Raw genomic sequence first — 6668 nt, forward strand, 5'->3', positions numbered from 1 at the left:
GAAAATGAGAGTGAGAAATTTTAGCGGAAGATTTTTGAAAGCACGTAAAATAGGCACTTTAAAAAGCTTCACTCTCAGTTGTAACGCAAGAATTCAGCTAAAAGAAAAATCCCTATAATCCCAAATCGTCCGTTTTGTCCCAAAAAAGCGGAAAAATTTAACATCGCAAAAAGACTTTAAATACCAAATAATCGACTTTTAAACACCTTTTAAAGCATCCCAAAAATCGTCCCAAGATTTTACGCTTCAAGGGCATATGTCGCTTAAGGTTTGCCATCAAGAACATAGATAAAATTTAAAAATATAGGTATTAAGACACAAAAAAATACAAAAAATGTGTCTTAATTAAACTTAATGTGTCTTAAATACATCAAGAGACGATATATTCAAAAGCTTATTAAGACACATTGCAAAAATACCACAATTCAAAGGCTTGATTCTTAAAAAATTGATATTCTTGATTAAGACACATTTTAAGTTTATTTTAAATAATACATTTAATCACTTTACCGATAATCTGGCAAGATCCACAAGTATTTTCATCTAGCTCAAAACTTTCATAATCTTTGTTTGTACTTTTGATATATAAATTCCCGCGCGGCGTTTTTTGAAGGATTTTTACCATAAGATTGTCGTTATACATGATTACATACAATCCGTCACCTTTAAATTCTTTTGTTTTTTCAAAGATAACCCAGTTGTCAGGATTAAGCATCGGCACCATAGAATAGCCGTCCACTTGAGCCATACGTAGTTTTTCGTTTTTCATTATAGTTTTAAAAAAAGTCGCTGGAACAAAAAACTTATCATCTTCGTCTATAACGTCGACTTCCGTTATATCTACGCTCGTACCCGCGCCTACTTTTTGATTTAGTTTTTTTATCCAATAACCATTTACTACTTCATTAGATTTGTATTCGTTTTTACGAATACCGTCTAATAAAAAATCCATAGAAGTGTTGTATTCGTCTGCTATTTTATACAAAATATCCATAGGCACTTTATCTCTCTCGATCCAACCAGCGATAGTAGACGGCGTTTTGCCTATTTTTTGTGATAGCTGGTTTCTATTTTTTACACCTACAATTTCATAAATTCTATCCAAAACCTCTTCCGCTGCCATGCACACACCTCTATAATTTAATAAAATATTCGTATTTTAAGAATATTTTATTGACTTATTCGTAAAAAACGAATATAATACTTTCAAACTTACGAAAAATTATATCTCATTTGAGATTAAATCTTTCAAAGGTTTGAAAAATAGTTCTTTAAATTTTCATTGTTAATAAGACTTATCCAAAAGGAGACGCTATGAAGACGCAAAACATGCAAGGAGCTTCTAGTAAGCTTAAGGAAGGGCAACTTAAGGTAGCTCGCAAAGGTTTTAAAAAAGAGTTGGCTCGTATGAGAGCCCAGATAAAGTCTATGGGTCTTAGCGGAGAAGTTATCGATGCCGCTAAAGAGTGTTGCTTTTTGGGGTGCAATTACTTCAAATTTGACGGAAGCGATCACGCTCGTATAGAAAAAGCCGTCAAAAACGAACTTTCAAATATAAAGCATGAGCTAAAAGATATGAAAATTCCAAAAAAGTTTATCGATGGCATCCTTGAATACAAAGCAAAAAAGCTTAAAAAGCGAGAAATCGAAAGGCGAGCCTTTTATCAGGAAGCTATAACTCTATCAAAAAGATAGTCTACGGCGCTCATCGTAAAGTATGGGCGCTTTTCCTGATTTCTCCAGTTCGTCCAGTTTTGAATTAAGGCTATCTATCTCTTTAAATAAAGGGAAAAACAGCCTGTTTTGAACGCTCTTTTTTAGAAACGGCGAGCTATCTGGGTTAGATAGAAAGCTATTTTTGTTTTCTATCTTCATCTTTTTATTTTTGAGAATTTTAGGAATAAAGAAAAAATCCTCATTTAAAAAAGGTATTAGTAACACTTTGGTTTTTATCTCTATGGATAAAGATAGCTGCGATGCGATGTCGCCGTCTTTACTGTGAGCTAATATACCGACGTAATCGGTGGAGCCCGATACTAGCTGATATTTGGGATGATAGTTGAGAGCCACTTTGTGCATTTTTTGAAAACAAGAAGCGTAAGCGTTTAGATTAACGATGCTCCCATGTATATACTCGTAAGCATCTACCAGATCAGGTCTAAAATGTTTCATCGTTTTAAGATCGTCTTTTAAATCTATCGCTCGATGTTCGTTAAATCTAAGCCCACGCGTTTTGTAGCAAAAATATAGCATTTTTAAGTCCTCGTATAAAAATAGCGGCAAGTAAATTTTACTTACGAGGGCTTAAAAATTCTATAAAAGTCTTATTAACTATGAAAATTAAAAGAAAGGAGCGCAAAGTGATAAAGAAATACTTCACCGATAACTGCATAAGCATAAGGCAGTGGGCTAAAAAGCACAATCTTAGTGAGAGAACCACATATATGGTGATAAGTGGTCAAGTGGCAGGTAGTAAAAATTTCGCTACTTCAAGGAAAGTGTTTGAAGTGCTTTTAAGTGAGGGGATAATCAAAGAGCTTCCAAGTGGTCTTAAAAAAGAACAAGAAGAGAGTAAGGCTAGCTAAATGATCTATGTCGAAACTGCTGTGGCTGCTGAAATTTTTGGCGTTCATCCAAGAACTTTGGCAAATTCTATAAATAGAGGTTCAGCTAAGTATCCATTCATAAAGATATCTGACGCCGGTATCAGAAGCCGCGGTGTGGCAAAGCTACTATTTGCAGTAGAGATCGCGGATATAGACGGAGCGATAAAAAGTGGCAAGGCAGATAAAGACGTAAGTGTGTATATAGAGGATAGCTCGGATCAAAGCGGATTTAGACGGATGAAATTTAGCGAAATAAAGGGCGGCAAAGCTGACGCGAGCGACGGCAAAAAAGAAAATTTAAGCAGGGAATACGCGGTGTTGGACGATGGCGAAAAAGAGGAGATAAACGAAAAAATCAGATTGCTAAAAGAGTATGAGGCGGCAAAAAAACAAGGCGTGTCATGTAAAAAGTTTTGCGAAGATAGCGGTATAAGCGAGGCAAACCTTTTTAGATGGCAAAAAGCTTATAAAGAAAAAGGCGCGGCGGCGCTGATGGATAAGCGCGGCAAGCATAGGAAAAACGCCAGCGTGCTCGAAGAGTGGATGAAAGAGTTTATCCTCACTAAATTTAGAGCTTACGGAGCTGGAGGTTTAAATATCTCTCAAGTCTGGCGTGATTTACATAAGGAGCATTTTTACCGAAGCGGCGAGGCTAAACAATTTCCTAAATTTATAAGCGGAGATATAAAGCCGCTCTTTGATGCCGGGGTGATAAAAAGGTATTTAGACGGCTATTATGACGACTCTAGCAAACGATTAGAATACGTAATGATCACAAAAGGCGAAGATAAAGCAAAAAGCTATCAGCAACCTGCCATGGGAGATCAAGGCGAGATGATAACCAGGCGCAACCAATGCTGGCAGATAGATAGCTCGCCGCTTGACGTGATGGTAAGGGATGGAGAAAAAGGCGAGGCTATACGAGCTAATATCTTAAGTTTTGTAGACGTTTATAGTGGCAGATGCGTAGCTAGCATAGAAAGGGAGTCTAATGCGTTAGGCCTTATAAGACTAATGTGGAAAGCCTTAAATACACTAGGCAAACCAGACTATATCAAAGGTGATAACGGAAAGGACTATCTAAGCAAGCAGTTTCAGTATCTACTAAATGGTCTGCACATCGACTACGATAGAGCAATCGCATATAGCGGCGACGAAAAGGGCTTTGTAGAGAGGCATTTTGGTACCATTCAACACGCTGGCATCTCTCAAACGCCGGGATACCTAGGCTTTAATCTAGCTATGCGTGAAGCCATCGAGCAAAGAACACCCAAAAAAGATAGGCATGCCAAGGACGAAAACGGACTTCCTAAAAAGACAAACCTAAAGTATCTTCTCACGCTCGATCAAGCAAGAGCTAGATTTGAGACCGAGGTACTAACCTGGGATCTGATGGGCATAAAAAGGAGCAGCCCAATAAAAAGATGGAACGCTGATACTACGCCGCTAAAAGGTGTAAGAAAAGAGGAATTTATGCTACATGCTGGAGGGTTGGAGTCTAGGGTGGTCGGCAAGAAGGGTATTAGCTACGAGGCGCTTATTTTCGTTAGTGCGTTTTTACCACCAGTGGGAACACAGGTGCTAGTTAGCGAAAACATAGACGACGTAAGCTCGATATTCGTATTTGATTTGGAAGGAACTTTCATCTGTGAGGCAAAAGATAAAAATATATGTCCGATGAGTGCCGAGACCTATAAGATGGTTAAAAAGGTATTCAAAGAGAATATGAGAACCATAAGAGCAGTCATCAAACGCGCCGAATTTAGCGAATTTACTAGACTAAACGTTAATTACGATCTCGAAGTAATGCTTGAAGCTTATAAAAATGCCTTAAAACCTGAGAATTTTACATACAAAGATGATGAAAAAATTAGCGCCTTAAAAGAGAAGCTAAAAATCCAAAAAGAGACAAACAACATAATAAGTGCTGTGTTTAACTACGAAGATTTAGTGGTTGAGCCTAAAGAAAAACTGGTTAAAAAAAGTATGGTGGAAATAGCAATAGAAAAAGAAAATATCGCTTAGTGGCTTTATATGTGGCTACTTGGTAGCTATATATAAAATCACCATAAAGGAGAAAGAGTGAAACTAGCAAATGAAATACTTAAGTTTTTAAACAAAACTGGTATGAGTCAGAATAAATTTGCAGGGGTGCTTGGCTTAAACGTAGCCTACATAAGTAGCTATCTGAAAGAAGGCTCAAGCTACAAATACGCGAATAAAGTAGAGAGCCTTGCAAAAAATTACATCGAGAATTATATCACAAAAAAAAGATGTAATCAATGAGCAATGTCCATTTATAGCCACAAAAGATGCCAAGAGCATAAATGCAGTTATCAACTGGGCGGTAAGAGATAGAGATATGGCGGTTATAAGCGGTGTAGCTGGAAGTGGCAAAAGTAGAGCTGTAAGCGAGTTTTGTAAAAAGCATCCAGAAGCGATACTTGTGGAAGCTACTATAAACACAAGTGCAAAAATCCTTTTTAAGATAATAGCTAGCGAGCTAGGAATTAATACGAAAGGAAATATCGATGAGATGATAAGAAGTTGCGCTGTCAGCCTTGCTAAATTTAACAAGATAATCATCATAGACGAGGCTGAGCACTTGCCTTTTAGAGCACTTGAAAGTCTAAGAAGACTATATGACTTTAGCGGAACTACCTTGGTCCTAGTTGGGACGAATAAACTGCTTTTAAATTTAACCAACTCAAAAAGTGGAAATGAGCTAGAGCAACTAAGCTCACGAGTTGGCTCAAAATGGATACTAAGAGGACTAAGCTATTTTGATGAAGAAAATAAAAGCCTTGTAAATGATGATCTAAAAGCAGTTTGTGAGAACTATGGCGTAAGCGATAGAAACTGCGTAGAGCTAGTTGGAAATTTGGCAAGAGGGAATTTTAGAAAAAGCATCAAGCTCTTAAATAGAGCAAAGATGCTAAGTGAGGCTACTGGATGCAAGCTAGATGAGCAAGCCATAAAAGAAGCCACAAAGATGTTGCTTTTATAGTTGTAATAGTTGTAATAGTTGTAATAGTTGTAACGGTTGTAAGGAGTAAAAAATGACACAGGCAAGAAAACTTGAAGAGATGATGAGAAAAGAAGAATTTATGAGTGCAATGAGAGCAAAAGGCTTTGAGATAAGTCTTTGTAGGAATGGCGAAATTTATGGCGTGAAGCATGCCAAAAAATGCCATATGCCAAAGTATGAATTTAAGCACTTTGAGCTTATTAAAGGCGAAAAGGCCTACTACTCAAATGAGTATTTTAAGATGATAGGAGCTGGTATATACGAGCGAGAGACAATGAGACTTGTTGATATATTGAGCGCATAAAGTTGATTTTACAAAGCCCTTAATAGAGGGCTTTTTTAAGTCAAAATTTTACAAAGGAGATAGATGAAAGAGACAATGAGACTTGTATATGTTGCTAGCCCTTATGCTGCCTTTAAAAGCGGTAAGGTAAATGCTGACTTTATGGCTTGCATGGTAGCTAAAGAAGAGTGCAGAAAGGTAAAAGAAGCTGGATATATACCGCTTAGCCCTGTGCTTGCATTTAGTGGTGTGTTTAGCGAGGAGCAAAGAGACGAGGTGCTAAAGGCTGGACTTGAAATGCTTAGCCACTGCTCTTATGTATATTTTTCAAAGCATCCAGCTAGTGAGTTTTCAAAAGGCATGGATATAGAAAGAGAATATGCAAGAGAGCTTGGCATAAGTGAGTTAGAAATTTAAAGGAGAGAGTATGCAAATAAGTAGTTTTAGCGACGTAGACGTCGCTTTAAAAAGACTATGCGAAGTAAGCGTAGGTATAGAAAAAATTAACGGTGAAGTAACGCTTGAGTGTAACCGTATAAAAGAAGCTAGAAAGAGCGAAGTTGAAAGATTGGAAAGCGAAAAGAGCTACATCGAGCAGCAAATCACACTATTTTGTGAGGACAATAAGGCTGAATTTGCCGAAAAACGCTCTAAGGAATTTACTTTTGGCGAGATCGGATACCGCATAAGTAAGAGTGTAAGAATACCTAATGTAAAAGCCAAGCTTGAAAGTTTGTTAAGCTCAATAAAG

Annotated in this window: 10 protein-coding genes; 8 read left to right on the top strand and 2 right to left on the bottom strand. The window is 37.3% G+C overall.

Going from position 1 to position 6668, the window contains the following annotated elements; all coding sequences use genetic code 11:
- Positions 1 to 484: 484 nt before the first annotated feature.
- Positions 485 to 1123: a S24 family peptidase gene (locus UNSWCS_RS00025; RefSeq protein ID WP_021086764.1), complete on the bottom strand. Its 639-nt coding sequence runs from the start codon at positions 1121 to 1123 to the stop codon at positions 485 to 487.
- 191 nt (positions 1124 to 1314) lie between these two features.
- Between UNSWCS_RS00025 and UNSWCS_RS00030 the strand changes: the two genes are divergently transcribed.
- On the top strand, positions 1315 to 1695 hold the full coding sequence (locus UNSWCS_RS00030; RefSeq protein ID WP_021086763.1) for a hypothetical protein: 381 nt from the start codon (positions 1315 to 1317) through the stop codon (positions 1693 to 1695).
- Here UNSWCS_RS00030 and UNSWCS_RS00035 read toward each other — a convergent pair.
- On the bottom strand, positions 1684 to 2253 hold the full coding sequence (locus UNSWCS_RS00035) for a hypothetical protein (protein ID WP_021086761.1): 570 nt from the start codon (positions 2251 to 2253) through the stop codon (positions 1684 to 1686). The two genes, UNSWCS_RS00030 and UNSWCS_RS00035, sit on opposite strands and share 12 nt — an antisense overlap.
- A gap of 107 nt (positions 2254 to 2360) precedes the next feature.
- On the opposite strand from UNSWCS_RS00035, the gene UNSWCS_RS00040 reads away from it, so the two are divergent.
- From UNSWCS_RS00040 to UNSWCS_RS00065, 7 genes are all read left to right on the top strand, one after another.
- Positions 2361 to 2585 carry a hypothetical protein gene (locus UNSWCS_RS00040; protein WP_021086766.1) on the top strand — a complete coding sequence of 75 codons (225 nt, stop codon included), beginning with the start codon at positions 2361 to 2363 and terminating at the stop codon, positions 2583 to 2585.
- Positions 2586 to 4631, top strand: a complete 2046-nt coding sequence (locus UNSWCS_RS00045; protein ID WP_021086767.1) for a DDE-type integrase/transposase/recombinase — start codon at positions 2586 to 2588, stop codon at positions 4629 to 4631.
- A gap of 57 nt (positions 4632 to 4688) precedes the next feature.
- Entirely contained in the window at positions 4689 to 4892 is a 204-nt protein-coding gene (locus UNSWCS_RS11455; RefSeq protein ID WP_051267809.1) for a hypothetical protein, read from the top strand.
- Positions 4840 to 5613, top strand: a complete 774-nt coding sequence (locus tag UNSWCS_RS00050; RefSeq protein WP_051267810.1) for an AAA family ATPase — start codon at positions 4840 to 4842, stop codon at positions 5611 to 5613. Before UNSWCS_RS11455 ends, UNSWCS_RS00050 begins: the two co-directional genes overlap by 53 nt.
- 52 nt (positions 5614 to 5665) lie before the next feature.
- Complete coding sequence (locus tag UNSWCS_RS00055) at positions 5666 to 5938, top strand: hypothetical protein (protein WP_021086768.1); 273 nt, start codon at positions 5666 to 5668, stop codon at positions 5936 to 5938.
- A gap of 63 nt (positions 5939 to 6001) precedes the next feature.
- Complete coding sequence (locus tag UNSWCS_RS00060; protein ID WP_021086762.1) at positions 6002 to 6334, top strand: DUF1937 family protein; 333 nt, start codon at positions 6002 to 6004, stop codon at positions 6332 to 6334.
- Between the two features lie 10 nt (positions 6335 to 6344).
- Positions 6345 to 6668: host-nuclease inhibitor Gam family protein (locus tag UNSWCS_RS00065; RefSeq protein WP_035143278.1), on the top strand; the 324-nt coding region annotated here is incomplete at its 3' end.

Origin of the sequence: Campylobacter concisus UNSWCS (assembly GCF_000466685.1) — a bacterium.
In the GTDB taxonomy this organism is placed as follows: domain Bacteria; phylum Campylobacterota; class Campylobacteria; order Campylobacterales; family Campylobacteraceae; genus Campylobacter_A; species Campylobacter_A concisus_A.